General features: G+C 35.1%; 18 protein-coding genes, 2 tRNA genes and 6 pseudogenes. 10 read left to right on the top strand and 16 right to left on the bottom strand.

From position 1 onward, the window contains the following. Window positions 1-14: 14 nt before the first annotated feature. The 4 genes and pseudogenes from NBW36_RS02765 to NBW36_RS05470 all read right to left on the bottom strand — a co-directional run bounded on the left by NBW36_RS02765 (window position 15) and on the right by NBW36_RS05470 (window position 3273). Window positions 15-1108 (bottom strand): annotated as a pseudogene (locus NBW36_RS02765) (IS256 family transposase). Window positions 1109-1276: 168 nt separating this feature from the next. Continuing rightward, the gene (locus NBW36_RS02760; RefSeq protein ID WP_250237578.1) at window positions 1277-1483 is read right to left on the bottom strand and encodes a transposase; all 207 of its coding nucleotides are present in this window, start codon (window positions 1481-1483) and stop codon (window positions 1277-1279) included. Window positions 1484-2134: 651 nt separating this feature from the next. Then, window positions 2135-2971, bottom strand: a pseudogene (locus tag NBW36_RS02755) (IS5 family transposase); the annotation flags it as partial. 176 nt (window positions 2972-3147) lie between these two features. Then, the gene (locus NBW36_RS05470) at window positions 3148-3273 is read right to left on the bottom strand and encodes a hypothetical protein (RefSeq protein WP_256465564.1); all 126 of its coding nucleotides are present in this window, start codon (window positions 3271-3273) and stop codon (window positions 3148-3150) included. A gap of 356 nt (window positions 3274-3629) precedes the next feature. Here NBW36_RS05470 and mfd point away from each other — a divergent pair, with 356 nt between their 5' ends. The 4 genes and pseudogenes from mfd (at window position 3630) to NBW36_RS02740 (ending at window position 9403) form a co-directional block, all read left to right on the top strand. Then, window positions 3630-6893, top strand: coding sequence for a transcription-repair coupling factor (gene mfd, locus NBW36_RS02750; RefSeq protein WP_250237576.1), 3264 nt, complete (start codon window positions 3630-3632; stop codon window positions 6891-6893). Window positions 6894-7287: 394 nt separating this feature from the next. After that, window positions 7288-7668 (top strand): annotated as a pseudogene (locus tag NBW36_RS02745) (DUF4277 domain-containing protein); the annotation flags it as partial. Window positions 7669-8020: 352 nt separating this feature from the next. Further along, the gene (locus NBW36_RS05465; RefSeq protein ID WP_256465563.1) at window positions 8021-8146 is read left to right on the top strand and encodes a hypothetical protein; all 126 of its coding nucleotides are present in this window, start codon (window positions 8021-8023) and stop codon (window positions 8144-8146) included. Between the two features lie 81 nt (window positions 8147-8227). Continuing rightward, window positions 8228-9403 (top strand): annotated as a pseudogene (locus tag NBW36_RS02740) (IS256 family transposase). On the opposite strand, the gene NBW36_RS05420 reads toward NBW36_RS02740, so the two are convergent. Continuing rightward, window positions 9355-9978 (bottom strand): IS256 family transposase, encoded by a 624-nt coding sequence (locus tag NBW36_RS05420; protein WP_252393346.1) that lies wholly within the window; start codon window positions 9976-9978, stop codon window positions 9355-9357. The pseudogene NBW36_RS02740 and the gene NBW36_RS05420 sit on opposite strands and share 49 nt — an antisense overlap. Further along, complete coding sequence (locus tag NBW36_RS05415) at window positions 9975-10334, bottom strand: transposase (RefSeq protein ID WP_252393345.1); 360 nt, start codon at window positions 10332-10334, stop codon at window positions 9975-9977. Before NBW36_RS05415 ends, NBW36_RS05420 begins: the two co-directional genes overlap by 4 nt. Before the next feature lie 153 nt (window positions 10335-10487). Between NBW36_RS05415 and NBW36_RS02730 the strand changes: the two genes are divergently transcribed. Beyond that, on the top strand, window positions 10488-11513 hold the full coding sequence (locus tag NBW36_RS02730) for an IS5 family transposase (RefSeq protein ID WP_250237574.1): 1026 nt from the start codon (window positions 10488-10490) through the stop codon (window positions 11511-11513). A gap of 375 nt (window positions 11514-11888) precedes the next feature. On the opposite strand, the gene NBW36_RS02725 is transcribed toward NBW36_RS02730, so the two are convergent. Next, window positions 11889-12242, bottom strand: coding sequence for a DUF4296 domain-containing protein (locus tag NBW36_RS02725; protein ID WP_250237572.1), 354 nt, complete (start codon window positions 12240-12242; stop codon window positions 11889-11891). A gap of 313 nt (window positions 12243-12555) precedes the next feature. On the opposite strand from NBW36_RS02725, the gene NBW36_RS02720 reads away from it, so the two are divergent. The 4 genes from NBW36_RS02720 (at window position 12556) to NBW36_RS02705 (ending at window position 15264) form a co-directional block, all read left to right on the top strand. Then, the gene (locus NBW36_RS02720) at window positions 12556-13458 is read left to right on the top strand and encodes a DUF3822 family protein (protein WP_250237563.1); all 903 of its coding nucleotides are present in this window, start codon (window positions 12556-12558) and stop codon (window positions 13456-13458) included. 64 nt (window positions 13459-13522) lie between these two features. Then, the gene (tsaB, locus tag NBW36_RS02715; RefSeq protein WP_250237561.1) at window positions 13523-14191 is read left to right on the top strand and encodes a tRNA (adenosine(37)-N6)-threonylcarbamoyltransferase complex dimerization subunit type 1 TsaB; all 669 of its coding nucleotides are present in this window, start codon (window positions 13523-13525) and stop codon (window positions 14189-14191) included. A gap of 187 nt (window positions 14192-14378) precedes the next feature. Then, window positions 14379-15098 carry a porin family protein gene (locus NBW36_RS02710; protein WP_250237559.1) on the top strand — a complete coding sequence of 240 codons (720 nt, stop codon included), beginning with the start codon at window positions 14379-14381 and terminating at the stop codon, window positions 15096-15098. Window positions 15099-15192: 94 nt separating this feature from the next. After that, window positions 15193-15264, top strand: a tRNA-Glu gene (locus NBW36_RS02705). Between the two features lie 697 nt (window positions 15265-15961). Here NBW36_RS02705 and radA read toward each other — a convergent pair. The 9 genes and pseudogenes from radA to NBW36_RS05570 all read right to left on the bottom strand — a co-directional run. Further along, window positions 15962-17305 carry a DNA repair protein RadA gene (radA, locus tag NBW36_RS02700; RefSeq protein WP_250237557.1) on the bottom strand — a complete coding sequence of 448 codons (1344 nt, stop codon included), beginning with the start codon at window positions 17303-17305 and terminating at the stop codon, window positions 15962-15964. Between the two features lie 28 nt (window positions 17306-17333). Continuing rightward, complete coding sequence (locus tag NBW36_RS02695; RefSeq protein ID WP_250237555.1) at window positions 17334-18224, bottom strand: IS982 family transposase; 891 nt, start codon at window positions 18222-18224, stop codon at window positions 17334-17336. A gap of 80 nt (window positions 18225-18304) precedes the next feature. Beyond that, window positions 18305-18973 carry an SH3 domain-containing protein gene (locus NBW36_RS02690; RefSeq protein ID WP_338140488.1) on the bottom strand — a complete coding sequence of 223 codons (669 nt, stop codon included), beginning with the start codon at window positions 18971-18973 and terminating at the stop codon, window positions 18305-18307. Between the two features lie 801 nt (window positions 18974-19774). Continuing rightward, window positions 19775-19864: transfer RNA gene (locus NBW36_RS02685), tRNA-Ser, on the bottom strand. A 153-nt stretch (window positions 19865-20017) separates the two neighbouring features. Then, complete coding sequence (locus NBW36_RS02680; RefSeq protein WP_250237552.1) at window positions 20018-20596, bottom strand: DUF502 domain-containing protein; 579 nt, start codon at window positions 20594-20596, stop codon at window positions 20018-20020. 419 nt (window positions 20597-21015) lie between these two features. Next, a pseudogene (locus NBW36_RS05585) lies at window positions 21016-21123 on the bottom strand (IS6 family transposase); the annotation flags it as partial. A 164-nt stretch (window positions 21124-21287) separates the two neighbouring features. Further along, entirely contained in the window at window positions 21288-21872 is a 585-nt protein-coding gene (locus NBW36_RS05580; RefSeq protein ID WP_250237550.1) for a group II intron maturase-specific domain-containing protein, read from the bottom strand. Continuing rightward, entirely contained in the window at window positions 21823-22599 is a 777-nt protein-coding gene (locus tag NBW36_RS05575; RefSeq protein ID WP_250237548.1) for a reverse transcriptase domain-containing protein, read from the bottom strand. Before NBW36_RS05575 ends, NBW36_RS05580 begins: the two co-directional genes overlap by 50 nt. A gap of 488 nt (window positions 22600-23087) precedes the next feature. Then, a pseudogene (locus tag NBW36_RS05570) lies at window positions 23088-23687 on the bottom strand (IS6 family transposase); the annotation flags it as partial. 764 nt (window positions 23688-24451) lie between these two features. On the opposite strand from NBW36_RS05570, the gene NBW36_RS02655 reads away from it, so the two are divergent. Continuing rightward, window positions 24452-25111, top strand: a complete 660-nt coding sequence (locus tag NBW36_RS02655; protein ID WP_250237546.1) for a metal-dependent transcriptional regulator — start codon at window positions 24452-24454, stop codon at window positions 25109-25111. The last annotated feature ends 11 nt before the right edge of the window (window positions 25112-25122 follow it).

The following is a 25122-nucleotide window of genomic DNA, read 5'->3' as shown; positions in this document are numbered from 1 at the left end:
TTATTTTTTTGGTTTTATTCAATTCTGTTTTCAAATTTAATTAAAAAATGTGCCATAGCCTCGCTCCAGTTATGAATAGAGGTGGTCCATTTTCTAGTCATGTAGTTAATAATTAGATATAATGTTTTAAAAACAGCTAGATCGTTAGGGAACACTCTTTTATTTTTGATAACTCTACGAAATTGGCTATTTACAGATTCCAAACATTTGTTGTGTAAATGACCTTACGTATGGCATTAGGGTACTGTAAAAATACCATCAGATTATCCCAGTTAGCATACCAAGATTGGGCTATTTGTGGGTATTGTTGATTCCACTTAGTAGCAAAAGCTTCTAAGGCCATCAATGCTTCTTGCTCGGTAACTGTTGTATAAATTGGTTTTAAATTAGCAACTAATACCTTTCTATGTTTATAAGAAACATACTGCAAACTACCCCTAATTGCATGAACAATACAGAGCTGATGTTCCGTTTTTGGGTATACAGCAGCAATGGCCTCAGACATGTCTGACAAATTATCTGTACATGCAATGAGCATATCGTTCATACCCCGATTTTTGAGTTCTGTTAAATTGCCTAACCAAAATTTAGCCCCTTCATTTTCACTCATCCAAAGCCCTAAAACATCCTTTATGCCAGATCTATCTATACCTAAAGCGACATAGACTGCCTTGTTGATGATGCGCTTATCTTGTCTAACTTTAACTACAAAGCAATCAAAAAAAACAATAGGATAGACTGATTCTAAGGGACGATTTTTCCATATCTTAACATCTTTAATAACAGAGTCTGTGATGTTACTTATCAGGCTTTCACTTACTTCTGCGCCATATAATTCCTGTATTTGAATCTGAATATCTGACAGACTCATACCTTTAGCATATAAAGATAAGATCTTATCATCCAAACTAGGAATTCTTGTTTGACGATTAGGCAATAAAATAGGTTCAAAAGTCGATGCTCTATCTCTGGGTACTTCAACCGATATAACGCCATTATCAGTAATAACGTGCTTACTGAATAATCCATTACGTACATTCTCTGAATCACTACGTGCATACTTATTATAAACGTGAGTTCGGGATTTATTTGACTGATTTACAACAATTTAATATCAATTATTTAGTTAATATTTGCACTTATTTAACAAGTTTTTATATCTAATTTTATAAATATAACATACATAATAAACTGATTACCAGAATTATTTGTTATTCAACTACCTATTTAATTGTCTAATAAAACAAATTTTATAAATTTTCATTGATATTGATTATCAAATGAAAAAATAATCTAATCCCGAACTCACGTTATAACCTAAATGGTCATCCATTTCTGACTGTAATGCTTTTTCTACAAGACGCTTACTTAATTGTTTGAGTAAGCCGTCTTGATCAAAAAGTCTGGAAAGGTCTACACCTGATTCTATCAGTACATCTATGGCCTTGCTTATCCCATCTTTAACTGTCTCTTTTCTTTTCATTGTTTTAAGTGTTATGATTTAGGTAAAGATAAATCCTAAAAAATATTTACACACTTAAAACAAAAGACCATTCCCTTCTCATCCCACCGTACGTTCAGTTTTCCCGAATACGGCGGTCCGACAGTCTTCTTCATAAACCTTGCACAACTTTCTCAGGATACTTAATCATTCCACTACCAATGTACAACATCCCCATTGTATAGAGTTTGCTATTGGGATAGCTTTTCCACCCACAACCAAGGCCTTTTCTTCTATGGGTTAAGTATCTGCGAAATCGGTTATTAATATACGTCAGTTCGGGATTTATTTGACTGATTTACAACAATTTAATATCAATTATTTAGTTAATATTTACACCTATTTAACAAGTTTTTATATCTAATTTTATAAATATAATAAACTGATTACCAGAATTATTTGTTATTCAACTACCTATTTAACTGTCTATAAAGCAAATTTTATAAATTTTCATTGATATTGATTATCAAATGAAAAAATAATATAATCCCGAACTCACGTTATTAACTACATGACTAGAAAATGGACCACCTCTATTCATAACTGGAGCGAGGCTATGGCACATTTTTTAATTAAATTTGAAAACAGAATTGAATAAAACCAAAAAAATAATTTACACACTTAAGTGGACAGAGCCGCAGGTGATAAGGGATTATTTCTAGTGGCTTTCTTCTGAATAGCTGATTTTAAGGCTTTATCCTTTAATAAGGTTTCATTAGGTGAGCCGCTGTAGCCCTTATCTGCATATAGCCTACTACCTGCTTTTAGCTCTACTTTATCCAATAAGACGTGTAAATGAGCACTATCATGACTAGATGCTTTTGTGGTACTGACTGCTAGGACTAAGCCTTCTTTACTTTCCACAAGAACGTGTCGCTTATACCCATAGTAGAGATTATTTCCTTTTTTTGTCCAACTCGCTTCTGGATCTACACCTTTTTGATAACTTTCGGCTACAGTTATAGTGCCATCTTCATGGAGATCATAGCTTTTTTTACCTTTAGGCCGTCTAGGCGTGGGGGTAATAGAGGCATCAACAACTGCACCATGTTGAACCAGTACTCCATGTGCAGCTAGCTGATCATTAATGATTTTCAATAACTTTTCTAGGGCCTTTTGTTCGGTAAGGGAAGTCCTAAATCTGCTTAATACACTATGATCTGGAACAGAACTATCCATGGAAATATCACAAAATCTGCTAAAAGTAATACGATCATTTACTTCTTCTTCTACTTGATAGTCACTGAGTGCACACCAGGTCTGAAGCAAGAGCATTTTAAACAAAATCAGCGGACTATACGCTGGCTTTCCTGATAAATGTAAGCCTTTAGGGTAATATGAGCGGAGTAATTTTTCTACTGATGACCAATTAACTAGCTTATTAATTTGATCAAAAAAGGTATGTTTGCATTTACGCCTGTTCGCTGAAATATCTGCCAAACTTAACTGACCACTTGTTTGAATTACCATAACAATACTATTAAAAAGCTTAAGTATAAATGATTAAGGAAGTAACATAATTTAACCATTGTATAACACTAAAAGTCACTTTTTATACCAAAGCTTAAAACTCTATTGCAACCGCCTCGTTTTGATGCTTAAGTGTGCTAATTCCCTCTTTATACACGCTAACAACCTTGGATGGATCAAAGGCTATGGAGGCATTCTCTAAAAATTGACGCTTCCAATAACGTTAAATCTTCTTTTAGTAAAGCGAATACTATCTTAGTTTTTTCTTCCGAACTAAAATGCCTAATCTTGTTTCTACCCATCTGATTAATTTATTGTATGACTCTAAACCTAAACGATACGGAAAATAAATTAAAATATTTTTGTCCGATTTTTTCAGTCCAATATATTATTTATCTAACCCATCACCACCACTTTTCTATACGCTGTAGCAAATAAGAGTCGTATGGCCGTAGGTAAAAAGCGTCTCAAATCCTAGCAAAGCGATTCGCTTACCACTATCTTTTTAAAAAAGTATTTGTAGCTTTGCGTTGGACGTAATCTTCGTAGTTGAATTGATTCCATTTTATCATTCAACCATAGCTGTTATAGGTCATTTTATATCCTTTTTTAAGGATGTACGGCAACAGTTTTATTTTCATTAATCTTTATTCCAATCTTGCAGATCAACGATTTTATAGCACTGTATCAAAAAAAAGAAGTTGTAGCCAAGCTTACAGACTACCTAAAACAGGATCCGAAAAATATTCACCTACAAGGCATTCAAGGCAGCTTAGATGCGTTACTGATTGCAGCACTGCAACAAAATTGCAACCAGGTACAGCTTGTTGTGGTGGAAAACAAAGAAGAAGCATTGGCCATTTATGGAGATTTAACCCAGCTATTGCCCGCCCATTCTGTGCTGCTCTTTCCTAGTTTCGCACAAAAAGACGATAAGTATAAAACCATTCAATACAAACGATCCGCCATCATACACGCCATAAGCGAAAACCAATCTGCTCCATTGGTAGTCACCCATATAACGGCACTTTTAGAAAAGATCTTGGATCCATCCCTGGTTGCCACTATGCATTACAGGATAGATGTAGGCCAAACGCTATCGATCCAAACATTGGAAAACATGCTTGGGCAAAAAGGCTTTACAAAAGTAGATTTTGTCTATAGCGCAGGTCAGTTTGCCATACGGGGCGGCATTATTGATGTTTATACGATGAACCAACCTTCTCCCTACCGAATAGAACTATGGGGTGATCAAGTTTCCACCATCCGTATTTTCGACCCTAAAGACCAAAAGTCTTTTAAAAAGACAAATGTGGCAATTATTTTAGCCAATCACGAAACAGCAGCTGAAAAACAGTTGGTCTATACCTCCTTTGCAGCTTGCCTACCAACAGGCAGTTGTATTTGGCTAAAAAATAAAAAAAAGATTTTAGAGGAATTGAAAAATACTGCATCAACCGCTACCCGTCCTCTAGAGACTATGCAAAGCTTTATGGCATCCATTGTGCCCTTTCATCAAATTCTATTTGGGCCAGAGCCATCTATGGTTTCAGATAGCGACCTCGTAATATCATATAATGCTGAAAAACAGCCTTGTTTTCAACAAAACTTTACCTTTCTAGCGGATGATCTCTACAAAAGAAATCAGCAGAACTATGATATATATATTACGGCTACTGCTACAGGGCAATTTGCACGATTGACTACCATTTTAGAAGCCCAAGTGCGCAAAACAACTTTTACGCCATTGCTGGTGAGTTTACGGGAAGGTTACATAGATCATACAGCTAAAATAGTCTGCTATAGTGATCATCAAATTTTTAATAGATACTATAGATACCAACTGCCCAAACGACATTCCACGACGGAAACCTTACTTGCCGATGCATGTCAAAAACTAGAAATTGGCGATTATGTGGTGCATAGTGACCATGGCGTTGGCCGATTTTCTGGATTACATTCCTTACATATCAATGGCGAAAAGCAAGAAGCCATTCGACTGATCTATAAAAACAACGACATGGTGTACGTAAACGTACACGAATTATACAAAATCAGCAAATATACGAGCAAAGATGGCACAACGCCTAGCATGCATACCTTAGGCACATCTGCCTGGAAACGTAAAAAAGATAGCATTAAAAAACAGATCAAAGACATTGCTAAAGAACTGATTACCCTCTATGCAGAACGTAAAAAAACGAAAGGGTTTGCTTTTGGGGAAGATACGCTACTAGATGCAAAGTTAGCCGCTTCTTTCTGTTATGAGGAAACCCCAGACCAAGCTATGGCTATTGCCTCTATTAAAGCAGATATGCAACGCCCTACCCCCATGGATCGACTGGTTTGTGGAGATGTGGGATTTGGCAAAACAGAAATAGCCATTCGTGCAGCTTTTAAAGCAGCAGCACATGGCAAACAAGCAGCTGTACTAGTGCCTACTACTATTTTAGCACTACAACACTACAACTCTTTTATCAATAGGCTCGCTAACTTACCGATTCATGTTAGTTATATCAATCGATTTAAAACCAAACAAGAAATCGAGCAAACGCTTGCCGATACGGCTTCTGGAAAGGTGGATATTCTAATTGGTACACATAAACTACTGTCCAATGGTGTTAAGTTTAAAGATTTAGGTCTGCTGATTATCGATGAAGAACAGAAATTTGGTGTAAGTGCCAAAGAAAGATTGAAAAAGATGCGTTTGAATGTAGATACACTCACCTTAACCGCTACGCCTATTCCACGAACCCTCCATTTTTCCCTGATGGGTGCAAGGGATTTAAGTATTCTGACTACTCCCCCTACCAATAGACTGCCTATCCAAACAAAGTTGCATCGCTTTGATGATAAGCTCATTAAAGAAGCCATAGAAGATGAAATCGCTCGTGAGGGACAAGTCTTTTTTGTGCACAATAAGGTAAGCAATATCAATGCCATCGCACAAAATCTATCAGACTTACTGCCCACAGCACGAATCTGTGTAGCGCATGGTCAAATGGCCGGATCTATGCTAGAGGAAAAAATATTGCAGTTTATAGTAGGTCGCTACGATATACTGGTCGCAACTAGCATCATAGAATCTGGAATGGATATGCCCAATGTGAATACCATTATTGTCAATGATAGCCATCTTTTGGGGCTTTCTGATTTGCATCAAATGCGTGGAAGAGTGGGACGCTCCAATGTGCAAGCTTTTTGCTACCTATTGATTCCAGAAAATATAACCCTTACGCCAGAAGCCAAGCTAAGACTGGCTGCATTAGAAGAGTGTTCAGCATTAGGAGATGGCTTTAAACTTGCTATGCGAGATTTAGACATACGTGGTGTGGGTGATCTACTGGGGGCATCGCAAAGTGGATTTATATCGGATATTGGCTTTGAGACCTATTGTAAAATATTAGAGGAGGCTGTAGACGAGGTAAAACATACCGATTTTAAAACATTGTTTGAAGCTAGAACGCTCTGCAATGCGTGTTCTATTGAAACAGATTGTGAAGCGCTTTTACCATCTGAATATGTACAAAGTACAGCGCAGCGGATGACGCTTTACACCAGGCTCAATGCGCTTAAAAATATCAACCAACTCACACGTTTTAAAGAAGAGTTAATAGACAGGTTTGGTTCATTACCTACTGCTACAGAAACCCTATTGGAAACAGTACAACTCCGATGGGAATCAGAACGGATTGGGTTTCAAAAAATTTCATTTAAAAGCCAACGTTTACACTGCTACCTAAGCGCTGATTTTCAAAAAAGAAATTTGGACATGTGGAATAACATCATGCGCTATATGCAACAACACCCCGCTTGTTGTCAACTAAAAAGAATGGGGCAAAACTTAATACTTACCATTACTGGAAAAATCCATAGTGTCCTTGCGGCAAAGGAGCTACTGGCTACTATAGGAGCTCCTTAACAATTGATTTTATGACAATGTTATGAAAAAACAGAAAAACTTCACCCTGTGCTCATATTCCGCACCAGGATCATAGATAAATTTTAATTTAATCTTTTGTAAATTAATTGGATTGAATTTTTCTGTCATTAGCTTACTAATGTATTCACGTGAGTTCGGGATTAGATTATTTTTTCATTTGATAATCAATATTAATAAAAATTTATAAAATTTGTTTTATAGACAGTTAAATAGGTAGTTGAATAACAAATAATTCTGATAATCATTTTATTATATATATTATATTTATAAAATTAGATATAAAAACTTGTTAAATAGGTGCAAATATTAACTAAATAATTGATATTAAATTGTTGTAAATCAGTCAAATAAATCCCGAACTCACGTTATTCGAATGTTAAAAGAAGAACAAATTATAGGCAGCTTAGTCCTAGATTATTTAGGATTAATTTCCAGTGTAATAGATAAAATTGGATTGATCCAAAAAATAGATGAATGCCTTCCAGTCTCACAAGAAAAAGGAGCTAAAGTAAAGATGGGAGAGCGGGTCACTGCCATGATACTCAATGGGCTAGAATTTATGGATGATCGACTTTATATGTTTCCAGAATTCTTATCTAATAAACTTGTAGATAAGTTATTTAGGCCTGATATTACAGCAGAAATGTTTAATGACGACGCTTTAGGGCGTTGTCTAGACGCCATTGCGGAATATAGTCCAACCAAACTTTTTTCCCAAATCGCATTCCAGATTGGTACACAATTTAATCTAATAACGTGAGTTCGGGATTAGATTATTTTTTCATTTGATAATCAATATCAATGAAAATTTATAAAATTTGTTTTATTAGACAGTTAAATAGGTAGTTGAATAACAAATAATTCTGGTAATCAGTTTATTATATATATTATATTTATAAAATTAGATATAAAAACTTGTTAAATAGGTGCAAATATTAACTAAATAATTGATATTAAATTGTTGTAAATCAGTCAAATAAATCCCGAACTCACGTTATAAACCTGAGTTCGGGATTAGCTTGTTAAAAAATAGCTTTAAAAAGCTTCTTTGTGTTTTAAATTTGGAGATAAAAAAATACTAACCAGATTATCCAAAGGAGCCAGTTATGAATGTAGAAAAATTAGTTGAAATATATTATGCTGTTGATGAATTTCTCATAAAGTTTATGCCGTATAGGAAGTGTTCTATAAACTGTGTCAAGGCGATAAAAAGTTATAAATTAATTAAATAAACATTAAAGGTTTTAGACATGGAAGAAAATAAGAACAATTCCTATGTTGGTTTAGTAGATTACAAATTTCTGTAGGAAAATATTTTGTGCTCTATCCGTTTAGGTAAGCCTTTAACAGGAAAAGGTGGTGCTTTAACGCCTCTGATAAAAAAGCTTCTAGAGGCAAGTCTAGAAGGTGAAATGGCACACCATTTATCTAGTGATTCAACAGAAAATAATAGAAGAAATGGCAAAAGCTCTAAAACTTTACGTACAAGTTCTGGTTCCTTTGATCTGCTAACTCCTAGGGATAGGACAGGTAGTTTCGATCCACAAATAGTTAAAAAGCGTCAAACAAGCCTACATCCTGAGCTGGAAAGCAAGATCTTAAGCATGTTTTCTAGTGGTATGAGCTATAAATCTATAGCCGTTCATGTTGAAGAGATCTATGATCATAAAGTATCAGCTGCTGAAATATCATCTATTACAGATAGCTTGTTACCGATAATAAATGAATGGCGTAACCGCCCTCTTCAATCAGTTTATCCGATAGTTTTCATGGATGGGATATTTTTTAAGGTAAAAGAAGATGGCAGATGTGTAAGCAAATGCATGTATACCTTATTAGGCATAGATCAAGAGGGTAAAAAAGAAGTATTGGGATTTTATTTGTCTGAAAGTGAGTGGGCTAACTTCTGGTTGGGTGTACTTAACGAGCTTAAGGAAAGAGGTGTAGAAGATATCCTTATTGCCTGTGTTGATGGCCTAAAAAGCTTTCCTTCAGCCATAAATAGCGTTTTCCCTAATGCACAAGTGCAGGTCTGTGTAGTACATCAGATACGAAACTCACTCAAGTATGTAGCTAGCAAAGACGTAAAACGTTTTTTAACTGATTTAAAGCAAATATATCAAGCTTCAAGTAAGGAAGTTGCTGAGCATTATCTATTGGAATTAGAAGAAAAATAGGGGGGGAAGTATCCAATGGTTACCAAATCTTGGCAAAATAATTGGGAACATTTGTCTGGTTATTTTAAGTATTCAGATCCTGTCAGAAGGCTAATTTATACCACCAATCCTATAGAAAGCTTGCATAGGCAGATTAGGAAGTTTACCAAGACAAAAGGAGCGTTTACCAGTATAAATGCTTTGTATAAATTAGTATATTGTGCCATAAAGAAGATCGAGGATAAATGGACTATGCCACTGCGAAACTGGGCGTTGACCATATCTCAGATAGACGTCTTTTTTCCCGGTAGATTAAAAGAGACGTTGAGATGAACAGGAGATGTGACACAGTTTATAGAACACTTCCTTTCTAAGGCCATCAATGCTTCTTGCTCGGTAACTGCTGTATAAATTGGTTTTAAATCAGCAACTAATACCTTTCTATGTTTATAAGAAACATACTGCAAACTACCCCTAATTGCATGAACAATACAGAGCTGATGTTCCGTTTTTGGGTATACAGCAGAAATGGCCTCAGACATGCCTGACAAATTATCTGTACATGCAATGAGCATATCGTTCATACCCCGATTTTTGAGTTCTGTTAAATTGCCTAACCAAAATTTAGCCCCTTCATTTTCACTCATCCAAAGCCCTAAAACATCCTTTATGCCAGATCTATCTATACCTAAAGCGACATAGACTGCCTTGTTGATGATGCGCTTATCTTGTCTAACTTTAACTACAAAGCAATCAAAAAAAACAATAGAATAGACTGATTCTAAGGGACGATTTTGCCATATCTTAACATCTTCAATAACAGAGTCTATGATGTTACTTATCAGGCTTTCACTTACTTCTGCGCCATATAATTCCTGTATTTGAATCTGAATATCTGACAGACTCATACCTTTAGCATATAAAGATAAGATCTTACAGAAATTCTTGTTTGACGCTTAGGCAATAAAATAGGTTCAAAAGTCGATGCTCTACCTCTGGGTACTTCAACCGATATAACGCCATTATCAGTAATAACTTGCTTACTGCATAATCCATTACGTACATTCTCTGAATCACTACGTGCATACTTATTATAACCTAAATGGTCATCCATTTCTGACTGTAATGCTTTTTCTACAAGACGCTTACTTAATTGTTTGAGTAAGCCGTCTTGATCAAAAAGTCTGGAAAGGTCTACACCTGATTCTATCAGTACATCTATGGCCTTGCTTATCCCATCTTTAACTGTCTCTTTTCTTTTCATTGTTTTAAGTGTTATGATTTAGGTAAACATAAATCGAGGTTGTTGCAATAGAGTTTTAAGCTTTGTTATAAAAAGTGACTTTTAGTGTTATACAATGGTTAAATTAGGTTGATTCTTTAATCGTTTAAACTTAAGCTTTTTAATAGTATTGTTATGGCCATCAAAACAAATAATCAATTAAGTTTTGCAGATATTTCAGCCAGTCGACGTAAGTGTAAGCATACTTTTTTCGATCAGCTTAATAAGTTGATTACTTGGCAAGTAATAGAAAAAGAACTTTTCTTGTATTATCCTAAAGGTTTGTGTTTATCAGGAAAGGCAGCTTATAGCCCGCTTCTTTTATTTAAAATGCTGTTGCTTCAAACATGGTATGCTCTGAGTGACTATCAAGTAGAAGAAGAAGTAAATGATCGTATCACTTTCAGCAGATTTTGTCGTATTTCCATGGATAGTTCTGTTCCAGATCATAGCGTATTAAGCAGGTTTAGGACTGCGCTTACGGAGAAGCAGGTCCTAGAAAGGTTATTGAAAATAATTAACGATCAACTATCTAGTCATGGTGTATTAGTTCAACATGGTGCAGTTGTTGATGCCTCTATTACGCCTACCCCTAGGCGCCCTAAAGGTAAAAAAAGCTATGATCTCCATGAAGATGGCACTATAACTGTAGCCGAAAGTTATCAAAAAGGTGTAGATCCAGAAGCGAGTTGGACAAAAAAAGGAGATAATCTCTACTATGGGTATAAGCGTCACATCCTTGTGGAAAGTAAAGAAGGCTTAGTCCTAGCAGTCAGTACCACAAAAGCATCTAGTCATGATAGTGCTCATTTACAAGTCTTATTGGATAAAGTAGAGCTAAAAGTAGGTAGTAGGCTATATGCAGATAAGGGCTATAGCGGATCACCTAATGAAACCTTATTAAAGAATAAAGCCTTAAAATCAGCTATTCAGAAGAAAGCTACTAGAAATAATCCTTTATCACCTACTGCTAAACGGTTTAATACATTGGTAGCTAAAACCAGGTATAAAGTAGAACGTGTATTTGGAAGTATTAAAAGTTGGTTCCGAAGCTCAGGAGCTCGCTACATAGGACTTGCTAAAACTCATACGCAACACGTTATCGAAGCAATAGCCTATAACTTATACAGGTCGCCAAATATCATATTAAGAGGTCTTTAGGGGAATGGTCTGTCTAAAATGCAATAAAAGTACATGAAAATCAATAAATAATAAAATTAATACCACTTTAATACCAAAAATCAGTCTAAACAACCCTAAAAATATTATAATAGAAATCTATCACAACGGCCTCAAATCCTAAAAAATATTTATACACTTAAAACAAAAGACCCGATTTCGATACTTAAAAACAGTCTATGATAGACTAGTAGGTAAGTATAAACCTAAAAAAGTGGCAATTATGGCTTGTATGAAGAAGCTTTTAGAGCTGGCACACAAGCTTATACAACATAAACGCGCTTTTATTAAACAAGTCAAAATCGAGCCGAAAACCGCTCAATAAATCGAAATGAGCATATATCAAAAAATTAAAAACTAAATAGAGAGCGCTTCTAAAGCTAAACAAACTTGTTCATATACTTTAAGTCCCCTTTCCAAAGAATCTTCTAAATAATATTGTACACTTTCTTTAAACGCTTGCGGATCCACCTTATATGATGCCAATATCTTTTGATGGTTTTGATAACGTAATCTATCTATAGTTTCTTGACGATAATAGCTATTTAGCAACCAACTATTGAGTAGTTCTAGATCTCTTATCACATTGATGAAAATTTCTTCTTGGATTATAGTAGTGGGTGGGTGATTGGCAGAGTCAGTTGTAAATACCGATGTGCTTACCTTATATAATAGCGATGATGCTAAAAGAATAGTAGCTATTTTTTTCATACTACAAACAAGAAACTAAGTAATTTGATTTTATTTAAAGTTAAGTAAAAACCCCTATATTAGGTAAACGTGAAGTAAAAAATTTAGCTACATAGGTAGACATTTTGGATGCACCATTATAGCAAGCAAAATAGCAATACTGATAGGAAACCATTGTAAAACAGGGTAAGTGTCCAACAACCAGATCGTTAATATCACCACAAGTTACATCAAAAATTCAACCACTAGGCCATACCAAAGCAGTAAACGGGTTTTGCAGGAGCCTCATTACATATTTTTATGTAAGTAACGATAGCTCATATAAAGATTGATTATGGAAGTCTTCCCAAAAAAAATTCTTTCTGTTATTCATCCAAGCAAATTCAACTTCGATAAAAGTATCAATTACCACTTGTCCATTCATATAGGCCATGGTTTGATTAAAGTATGTTGTATAGAACGGACGACTCAAGAATGCTTATTACTGGGTGTATATGCACTTCCTCTCGATAAAAACCACCCAAGCTATATCAGGAGTTTGGAGCAATTTTATAATCAAGATTTTTTTCTAATTAAAAAGAATTGGAGTTCTGTTACTTTATCTATTTCAAATCAAAAGTTTACGCTTTTGCCGCATTTGTTGCTCAGTACAAAGGATTTATTTGCCTATATGCATGTGGCTTGTGGCGTAGATCCAAATGATGAAGTCATCTCTTTTACCCATGCATTAGCAAAAGTGTCCGTTGTCTTTTCAGAAAATGCTGCTGTATTGGACTGGTTTAGAAAACGTTATACAGGTAGTAATTTTCATATTATCCATCAGGCTAATGCAATTATAGAAGGATACCAGATAGAGTGCTTACCTAAACCAAAATTATTTGTCTGGTTGGCAGAGGACTATTTCTATATAATTGTCCATAACAAAAGAAAATTACTTTATTGTAATCTTTTTACATATAATACATCCGATGATTTTTTAAGCTATCTATCGGCTGTAATCCAGGTTATGCACTTAGAACGCACCTCTTGTGCATTACTAGTCGGTGGATTAATTGAAAAAAGATCATTGGCTTATCGTCAGTTAAAAGCATATATTCCAAGGACTACATTAAAAACTAAGATCAACTTCTTAAACGCAAATGCATATGTTTTTAAAAAGAGTGGCACCTTGCCTATGTTGTATTTTGATCTGATCAGTAGTTTTCTTTGTCATACCCATAGCAAAGCATGGAAATAAGTCAAGAGCAGTTGTATGGTTATACATTGTGTAAGATTTATTATCCTTAGCCAAATGTGCCTGTATGTCCCTTATTTTAAGCATTGAAACGGCCACAGCTGCTTGTTCCGTTGCATTACATCACGCCGGTAAACTTATAACGCATACCGAACTTTTAATAGATCGTTCCCATTCGGAATACCTGATGCCCATTATAGAAGATTTATTAAAAAATAGCCATTATGATCGCAAATCGTTGGCCGCTATAGCCATCTCTAGCGGTCCTGGTTCTTTCACTGGGTTACGGATTGGCACCGCAGTGGGAAAAGGGTTGTGTTATGGATTAGACATTCCACTGATTTCGGTTGGCACGCTAGAAGCCATGGCATATGGCATGCGCCCATTTGTTAATGGGGATACCTTATTATGTCCGGCCATTGACGCGAGGCGAAATGCTATTTATACCCTTATAGCTGACCAATCAGGCCAGATCAAACGCTCCACCCATGTGGCGCTATTGGATAGTAAGGTATATAGAGATGCACTTCCGGGCGGGCCTTTACTCTTTTTTGGAGATGGTGTGCTAAAATGTAAAACACTCCTTATGGAACACCAGAATATCCATTTCATAGAGCAGGTAGTCCCTTCTGCTATACAAATAGGCTATTTAGCTTTTGCGAAGTTTCAACAACAGCTTTGGGAAAATATTGCCAGCTATACACCTTATTATTTAAGCCAGTTTCAAGAAAAATAAAAAAATAAAGAATATGAAATATTTATTTGCTTTTTTAAAAGATTAGCTTTAATATTGCTGCTATTAAGTCATTTAGTGGGGTGGATTGGCCTGTAATGGGGTCAGGTTATTTGCGCATGATAAATAGAAGTTATAAATAAGTAATAATCAAGGAGTTCATAACACACACAATTTTTAATATAATATTATGAAAGGAATTAAAAAAACTTTGATGGCAGGCGTTTTAGCTTGCGCTACATTTAATGCACACGCAGAAGTGAGTCCGTGGGGTTTTGGTGTTAAGGGTTACGGAGGCGTCTCTTCCGCTGTAAGATATAGTGAGAAGGCTAAGATTGATAATAAACAAGCGGAGAGTGATTTCTTTAGTAATGGCACTTTTGGTGGTCACGTCTATGGTGAATATGCATTTACAAACATTTTCGGTGTTGGGTTAGAGGGTGGTTATATGATGCAAAAGATTACTTTCACAGGAAAGACAAAAGAGAAAGAGAACAAAGATGAGAAAAACAATACTGCTAGTATGACCAGTCATAGTATTGCTATTGGACCTTATCTATGCGCCTATCCACTTGGTCGCGAAGAGGAACAAGGTATTTTAAAAATTATGCTAGGCGCCTATCCTTACTTTCCATTGAAATCAACTCGTAAAGAAGGTAGTCAAGAGGAAGACATTAAGAATGATCCAAAGCCAAGCTATGATATAGCTCTGGCTGGTGCTGTTGCATATGAGTTCCCTTTTGGGCTCTCTCTTGAAGCTAAATATAGCCACGGGTTAATGAATAGATTTAAAACAGAAAAAAATCAAGACCAAGCTATATTAAAAACTGTGAACCACCTAAAAGAGGCGCATGTGCAACATGCAACGATCGGTATAGGTTATAACTTTGCTTCTTTGTTGTGCGAGTAATCTGGAAGTAAGGAGGGCTAACGTTTAAGTGCCTTGTTTTACCTGGCTTTAGTGATAGCTAGCTGCTGTAAATCAGCTAGCTATTTTTTTATATGGCCCGTTCGTCTAGGGGTTAGGACGTCAGGTTTTCATCCTGGAAACAGGGGTTCGATTCCCCTACGGGCTACGTCCAGATCTACTTAGTCGTCCCTGAAGTATTATTATAAGTTCTGAATTATATTATTTTTTATATTGATAATCAGTATAAATAAAAATTTATTTTACATAACTCATCTTGTATATAATTAAATAAAATAATTGAACAACAAGTTATTTTGATTATCAGTATATTATATATGATCTATAGATAAAATACTTATTTAGTAGATATAGATATTAACGAATTAAGTAATACTAAACATTTGTAAATCAGGCAAATAAATCTATAACTCAGGTTACTACAAATATTATATATCTGCTTAAATTTGATCCTTGTTTTGCAAGATTTTTATATAAAACAACTCAAAAAGTGGTTATTTTTTAATATAAATTTAACAGATTTTTAATATTTTTTATGTTGATTAACAAGTAGATAAATAATACTTCAGGGACGACTACTTAAGCTATCTTTATAAAAAACTACGCCTTAGAAAAAATTGCTAAAATCAGGCCCTGCAGCTTGCTCGCTTTTCGGGCTTTAAGCATGCTGTTTTTCTGATCAGCTGCAGGGCCTGATTTCTGATCTCAACTTTTTGCAAGGGGAGGAGGGGGGTATTTTTTTCGTGGCATTGCCATGCTGCTGAATAGATATGATACCTTTATCAAGCAAAACGTAGGGTATACATTACTTGTGATCCAGCAAAAAGCATCATAATATACATTCTTTATAACCATTTATCTGAGCGGATGCAATCTTTTAGATTACTTATAAAGTTAATTTTTATACCAAAAGATTTAGAAAGTTGTTGATGCTGAGCCGCTATAAATACCTCTTTAAATCCCAGTTTTTCTGCTTCTGCTATTCTATATTCCATTCTTTGTACGCTCCTAAGTTCACCTCCTAACCCTACTTCTGCTATAAAACATTTAAAATTCGGGATAACTTTATCCTGTAGAGAACTTATCACTGCCATACAGATGGCCAAATCTAATGCGGTATCATCTACCCTAAGTCCCCCTGTAATATTTAAAAATACATCACGGTCATGTAGGCGCACACCCGTTCGCTTTTCTAATACAGCTAGTAACATATTCAACCGTCTGGAGTCATAGCCTGTAGCATTTCTCTGAGGGTTTCCATATCTGGTTGCTGTTACCAAGGATTGAATTTCAAGCATTAGGGGTCTAGTGCCTTCTAAGCAGGAGCCAATCGCTATGCCACTTAAAGCATAGTCTTGCTGGGAAAGCAGTATGGAAGAAGGATTTGTAACACCATGCAGTCCACTCACTTTCATTTCATATATACCTAGTTCTAAGGTAGGACCAAATCTATTCTTTATCGTTCGTACCATTCGATATAAGCATGGTTTATCTCCTTCGAACTGCAATACCGTATCTACCATATGTTCCAATAGTTTAGGACCTGCTAAAGCCCCATCCTTATTGATATGCCCTATTAAAAATATAGCCACGCCTGAACTTTTGGCGTAATGCAACAATCGTGTTGTACAAGCTCTAATCTGATTGATGCTGCCTACCATACCTTCCTCTTCTTCAGAAGATAAGGTTTGAATAGAATCTATAACCAATAAGGTTGGGTCCAAATCATTGGCATGTTTAAGGATCTGCACCAGCGCGCACGCTTGGAGTAAAAAGCAATTTGGAGCGGACAATCCTAGACGGGAAGCACGTATTTTGATTTGATTTTCTGTTTCTTCTCCAGATACATATAATACTTTACCCTCTTTTAACTGTAGCGCTATCTGGAGCAAAAGGGTTGATTTACCAATACCAGGCTCACCGCCTAGTAGCACCAAGGACCCTGGAACGATTCCGCCACCTAGTACTCTATTGAACTCTGCATCTGCAGATAGCAGGCGTTTGCTAGTCGTCGTTTGGATTTCGTCTAATCTTTTAGGACGGTTGGTAGATGACTGATTTTCAATTATACCATGCTTGGTGCTACCTTTTTTAGTAAATACGGTGAGCCTATTCCATTCCTTGCAAGCGTCACACTTCCCTTGCCATTTAGGATATTCAAGCCCACAATTTGTACAGACATATGCCATATAAGTTTTATTTAGGTCTCTATTAACCTCAGTTCGGGATTAGACGTATTGTGAACCAGTCATATATATTAGTTATAGAAGGTTTTTTCTCTTTTAGTGCATAAGCTGTAATTCCAGTTATCAAATTGACTAGAAAATTAGGTATGCTTCTATGCCTGGAATGTTCTATCTGGCTAATATTTTTGAGCTGATCTATAATAGTTTCAATTATAGATCGTTTTCTAAGCATCAGTTTATCCCAGAGTGGCATAAAAGCATTTTTCATATTTTTTCTGATCTGGGTAATGAGTTCCACGCCTTTCTCGATCAGTTTTTTAAATAAATCTTTGCTTATGTAACCTTTATCGGCAAACATTTTACCCATCAAGTGTTTACATAAATTTTCTACAGGAAGCCTATCATTAGTTTTACCTGTGGTCAGTTGAAAATTCATAATTTCTCCTAAATCATTGACTATCAAGTGCAACTTTAATCCAAAAAACCAACCGATGCTGGTTTTACCTTTAGTAGCAATCGATTTAAAAACCCTGTGCGTATAGGCTCTTTTGATATGGCAAACCTTGATGGCTGTTGCATCCATAAAATAACAACCTGTTTTTGTTTTAGAAAGACTTTGTGTAAAACAGTACAAGGGAACTAACGTTCTTTGGATCAGTTCTATAAATCTATTGTATCTTACTAACTTTCCAAATTCACTAGAATGAAATTTCTGTAAATGAATATAATAAGACTTAAAATTTCTAAAACCAATCACATGAAAGGCAATAAGAACAGTCATTATTTCACTCAAAGTTAATGAACAAGTTCTAGTGGGTTTTCTTTTAGAGTTGGTTAACAGTTGTTTTTCCATATATGGCATAAACTTTATGAGAAATTCATTAACAGCATAATATATTTCAACTAATTTTTCTACATTCATAACTGGCTCCTTTAGATAATCTGGTTAGTATTTTTTTATCTCCAAATTTAAAACACAAAGGAGCTTTTTAAAGCTATTTTTTAACAAGCTAATCCCGAACTTAGGTTGATAGCACTAAGTGCTGGAAACAATGTGCCAATATAAGCTGTTGCTAAATAGCTTCCTTGTTGATTGACTAAAGCTGTATCTGTTTGTATAATCGCAGCAAGCTTTTCTTTTGCAATAGATTTCCACTTTTCAATAAAGCGATCATTGGTATAGGCTACTCCCTTGCTTTCAACCCATACAATAAAGTCTGGTGTTATAACAAGCGACCAGCGTTTATCTTTCGTTTGGTTTATAATATAAATAGGGGTACCAATAAAGAGCGCAGAAGCTTGTAGCTTGTCAAGCGGATAGCCATAGCCCGGCATAATGCTGCGCACATAAATATCTGTTGTAGGTAGGCTTCTTGCGGCTAAATTCTTAGTGGTTATTGCCCTGTTTTCTTTATGAAAGGATAATCTTTTCAGTTTGTCTAAGGGGATGGTATCGGCTATATTTTGTATCTTTTTGTGTGGATAAAGTATAAATTTAAGGCCATACCATTTGGCTTGCGATAGATCATCCTGATTAGAAAATATTGTAAACTGTTTTTTTTCGCTAGCCCAGATGTCTGTTTGCAGAACCTGTTTAACGTAGGCTTGATCCCAAGGAGATGCAGTGGCAAAAAGACCTTTATGTAAATTTTTGACATAAGATTGTTGCATCTTTTTGTCCAAGATTGGTTTTTCATATCCCTCCTGATGTGGATTAATCCATTTGTCTGTCTCCTGTTGGTAAACCTCTATAGGGAATAACTCCGTTGGATAAGATCAAAAAGGTGGTTGTGCTTGATTTTTGGGCTACTTTTTGATCAAGCAAAAAAAGTAATTTTTATGCTCATTCCCCTGATATATTAGCACTTCTAATAAAAAAATTACAAAAACATAATACAATGATTGCTCTATAACTAGTCAATGGGGACGAGTAGAAATTATAGCAAATGGACCATCCATTTTCCTGCTAAACTTATTAAAAAACACTTCTTAACAGGCCAACCTATAACAAACCCCTTAGACTTGTATCTCACTTTAGCAACCACATTAAAACGCTACTTTACTTCGTAAGTAAGGTTTAATAATCCCATCCCACCCTTCTTGAGTTGGGCATTTCTAGAATGTTTTACAAAAAGTTCTGGTTGTATTAGTTTAGGTAATAATAACCTTTCGCTAAAATTAATGCAAGCTACGTATCTTTGGCATATATTTACTTAATAACGTGAGTTCGGGATTAGATTATTTTTTCATTTGAAAATCAATATCAATGAAAATTTATAAAATTTGTTTTATAGACAGTTAAATAGGTAGTTGAATAACAAATAATTCTTATAATCAGTTTATTATATATATTATATTTATAAAATTAGATATAAAAACTTGTTAAATAGGTGCAAATATTAACTAAATAATTGATATTAAATTGTTGTAAATCACTCAAATAAATTCCGAACTCACGTTAATAAACTTCTATGGAGGAGGGTGAGGGATTCGAACCCTCGGTACCGTTAAAAGCACCACGGTTTTCAAGACCGTTGCATTAAACCACTCTGCCAACCCTCCTAGAAATAAAACATACTTCCCATGCGTTACGGACTGTAGCCGCATCGCAATATTGCAAAAAAAATGGACCGTGCAAAAAAGTGCTTTAAAATAACCACTTTAGTTTCATATAGCCTGCTGCTATACTACTTTATCCAAATCTGGAATATCTTCTTAACCATCGGTATTTTTTAGTGGTGTGATCCCTCCAGAAAAGTTAAACTTCATCACTTCAGAACCAGGCAAATCCAAAGGTGTAACCAATTCTGCAGGAACAATAATAAGGATGCCAGCCAAATCATAAGCATTAGGGAGATAAACCGCTACATGATTAGGCATAGAAAGTACTTCTAACGATTCTTTTGTAATAAACCCTATCCTATAGATCTGAGTGGTTTTATTCGTTAGAATGATAACAGGCTTATCAAACTTTCCTTTGCTGTTTACAAAAGCTGAAGTAAAATCTTTTAAATAAGAATAGAGCGCACGAATAAAGGGAACTTTTTTGATTAGTCCTTCTGTAAATCCAAATACTGACTTAACTAATAAGGTAGTACCTATATATCCTAATAACGTTATAGAGGCCACTATAATGAACATGCCCAGACCTGGAATGCTAAGGCTAACAAATCCATCTATTTTCAGCAATATCACTGAAATTAAATAAAGCGTTCCACCTAATGGAATAATCAATAGCAATCCTCTAAAAAAGTAAAGTACAAGTCGGTTAATAAGTGGCTGTTCCCTGTTCATAGTTTCAACCTTCTAAATGTAAAGCAACCTAATCTTTAGGTATTTAACCTCAATTTTAAGAAAAAAGATGATACTATACAATAGTAGTTTCGACCACCTTTTTTAAACCCTACATGTTAAAGTAAGAGATTTACAATTACACATATATATATGATAATGAGTTTATATATTTTTTTTACAATATTTTATTCAGCTTCATACTCGATTAAAGGGATTAAAAATGGGGTATATATAGCTGTAAATATTAAAGTAAAGATTTAATATTTTTATTTTTTATTCTGATTATGAGATAATATAATATTAATTATAAATAATATTTAGACGTATTGTTTTCTAGTTTGTATCCGGGTTCTGTCGCGTCTATATTTTCGTTAGTAACGTCTTTTCTTTTAAGTGAAGTTTTGGATATATATTGGTTATTATTCGGCCATTAGCATAACAAAATTCTCAAAAGTAGAAAGATGATTTTTAGCTCCGATTACTTGTCCTTTTTGAATCATAGGAATGTTTTCTATCTCTACAATGGTCTAGAGTAAAGAAATGGTTGGACCACTTAAAATTAAGCATATCTATTGCTTCTGATTGCTCGCAATACAGTAGCTGACTAACTTGATTCTTCATTGTTTACCCATTCCCTTCTCATCCCACCGTACGTTCAGTTTTCCCGAATACGGCGGTCCGACAGTCTTCTTCATAAACTTTGCACAACTCTCTCAGGATACTTAATCATTCCACTACCAATGTACAACATCCCCATTGTATAGAGTTTGCTATTGGGATAGCTTTGCCACCCACACCCACGGCCTTTTCTTCTATGGGTTAAGTATCTGCGAAATCGGTTATTAATAAAGTCCTGCAATCTAACAAAAGCTTCACTCGCATTCGTATGTTTAAAATAGTTAACCCATCCTAACACTACTGGTTTTATTTGCTCGATGAATGTTTGAGGTTTGATTAGTGCTCTTCTACAAGTCAGGTATTTTAGTCTGTTACAGATGCTTTGTTGGGATTGTTTCGTTGGAAATACATAAATGCTATTTCTGCCACTTGTTGAACTCTTTCTTTTTACAAAGTAAAAACCTATGAAGTTAAAGCCTTCTTTCAGTTTCGTTATTCGTGTCTTTTGGTGGTTAATAATGAGCGATAACCTCTTTACTAATTCTGTGAATTTCTCCAGCGCTAAGCTAGCACTCTTACGACATACCAAAATTGCATCATCACAATACCTATGCAAGGTTGCGCTTAGCTTTTCTGGATACCCCCTTGAGTGCCACACTTGGTCTATAACATTTAGGTAGATTACTATACAACGGTGATATTGGTGATCCTTGCGGTACTCCAACTTTCTTGCATGTAATTTTACCTTGTTTTACTATTGACGTTGTTAGGGTTTGTTTAATTAGCTTCAACATACTGCCATCTGCTATCCTTTTACTAATAAGTTTTAATAACTTTTCGTGTGAGATGCTAGTAAAGTATGATTGAAAATCAATCTCAACTACGCCCCATGCCTGCTGGTATAGATCTTCTCGGATCACTAAACTCGCTTGTTTGGCTCCTCGTTTCGGTCTATAGCCGTATGAACATTCATGAAAATCAGCTTCGAAGATCGGTTCAATGACTATTTTCATTGCTGTGAGCACTATGAGATCTTCTACGGTCATTACCTCTAGTGGCCTTGTTCCACCTTTAGCTTTGGGTATTTCTACCAACCTGCTTGAGGTAAATTTGTATAGCTTTGCGCGTAGTTGCTGCTGCAATTTATTGATAATCTTTGCCTCACCTTGATCTATTATATCACTTATGCTTTTACCATCAATCCCTGCTGAACCTTGATTTGCTTTGACTTGACGCCAAGCTTCCCAAAGTACATCTTTTAGATAAATTTTATCATATATACTATAAAATCTGACTTCCTTACATTGCTTGGATTTGAGATATAGAGTTCTTTGGAGTTGCTGAACTTTTAATGTTCCGTTCATAGCTTTAGGGCAATCAGACATTCTCAACTCTTTTAAACTCGTTAACTGAAGTAGGGTCCCTTTCCTCTTGAGTGGTTTCCCAATCAATACGAACGGTATTATAGACCCCGCGGACTTCTGATATCACCCTTATTGATTTCGCTTTACTTATACAATAAAGTTTCCAGTGGCCTACTGGATTCATATCAGATCTCCCGGACTACGATGTGAAACATTCATAGCGTGCAACCCCTAACACCCCGGCACTTGTATGATGGTCATGGTCTATTTTTTCCATCCTACTATCAGCCTTCCTGTAGCCACTAGATAGTCGGCAAATGCGCTTAAACGGCTTAACGAGGCTAATTTAGGTTCACTTTTGTTGCAGCCCGCTATTTTGCAGATGCATTTAAAGGTAACTTAAACCTGTGAATCACCCCACAAATCCAACCTCCTGCTAGACTCCCGAAATAGACAAATTAGAGTCAGGGGACTTACACCCCATTTGTTGCACACCTGTGCCGGCGTGCAATGGCTGCAGACTTAAAACACTTAAAACTAAGCATAGGTTTTAGCCGTTTTTTGATAAACCTATGATCTTGTTCAACTCTATTATTCAAGTATTTGTTTTGAAATATTTGAATGGTATAATCTTGATCAAGTTCTGTATTGATCGTATCAAGGGCAGCTTTATTACTACCGCTTTTGTCAATTACTACTTTCTTAGGAATATTATTTTCTGTGATCGCCTTACGAAAAAAAGAAAAAGCTGCAGACTTGTCTCTATGCTCAGATAAAAAAAAGTTAACTGTATCACCATAACGATCTACTGCTCTATATAAATAGATCCACTTCCCGTTTAGTTTAACATAGGTTTCATCCATTCTCCAACTACCACCAACTGGTCGTTTTCTTTTGCTTACTGCTTCATCTATAAGAGGAACAAACTTAATAACCCATCTTTGTAGCGTAGAATGATCAACTCTTGCGCCTCTCATACGCATCATATCTTCCAAATCTCTATAGCTCAAGGAAAAACAATACTTCATCTAGACAAATAACAGGATGACTTCTGCTGAAGAACAATAGCCCTTAAAATAAGGTAATAATTTGGGCGAAATATTAAACATAATAACTACTTTTTTAACTGCAGATACTAAAATAATGATTTTTTAGAATAAACGCGACAAAACCGAAAACATTCCTATGATTCAAAAAGGACAAGTAATCGGAGCTAAAAATCATCTTTCTATTTTTGAGAATTTTGTTATGCTAATGGCCGAATAATACCCAATATATATCCAAAACTTCACTTAAAAGAAAAGCCTTTACTAACGAAAATATAGAAGCGACAAAACCTCTGTCTACGCTTAACTATAGTTGTTACCAATTATAGCCCAAGACTCGATAACAAGTGTAGTAGGTCATACTTCTTGTATAGCTCTTTCAACTATTAACCTGAGTTCGGGATTAGATTATTTTTTCATTTGATAATCAATATCAATGAAAATTTATAAAATTTGTTTTATAGACAGTTAAATAAATAGTTAAATAACAAATAATTCTGGTAATCAGTTTATTATATATATTATATTTATAAAATTAGGTATAAAAACTTGTTAAATAGGTGCAAATATTAACTAAATAATTGATATTAAATTGTTGTAAATCACTCAAATAAATCCCGAACTCACGTTATTAGTTTATAAGCATTTCGCTTGGCGCACAGAGATTATATTTTGGTTTGATTATTAAATTTAAAAATATTTAGTCTAGTCTAAATATTTTTTTATACAAGTCTCAATCTGTAAGCTATACAATCTAAAATCGAGAGGGGGCATTGATATTTAGATAGGTCTAAATATTTATTTAAATTTGACTAAACCCAATAGTTATGAAACGTACACATGCAGAAGAGAATTATTTAAAAGCCATTTATATGCTTTCGGAAAGGAAAGAAACATTGGTTTCCACTACGGCCATGGCGGAGTTTTTACAGACCAGTGCTGCATCCATTACCGATATGATGCAGAAACTACATAGCAAAGGGCTGGTTGTCTACCGAAAATACCAAGGTGTAACTTTGACAGAAACAGGGAAACAATCTGCTATAAAGATTCTAAGAAAACATTTGCTGTGGGAGGTTTTCTTAGTAGATAAACTAAAGTTTGGATGGAGTGAAATAGACGAGATCGCAGAACAACTAGAGCATATTGACTCCAATATACTGATAAATCGGCTGGACAATTTTCTAGGCAACCCCTATTGCAACCCTCATGGTATAGTGATTCCAAATGCTGATGGAAACATTATAGTTAAGCCCAGATTATTAATGACAGATCTATCTGAGGGAGCAAGTGGTATAGTAAGTGCCATTAAAGATGATTCAGCCCCCTTTTTACAATATCTGGGTAAAAGAAATATCTATTTGGGATCTAAAATAACCGTTGTTGAAAAAATTCAATTTGATGAATCTATGGATGTAACTATTGATAACCAGCATAAAATTAATATATCTCGTAAGATAACAGATCATATTTTAATAACTTTATAGTATTGTATGAT

Source organism: Cardinium endosymbiont of Oedothorax gibbosus (assembly GCF_936981045.1).
Lineage (GTDB): Bacteria > Bacteroidota > Bacteroidia > Cytophagales > Amoebophilaceae > Cardinium.
This window is presented reverse-complemented; position numbering and strand designations above follow the sequence as displayed.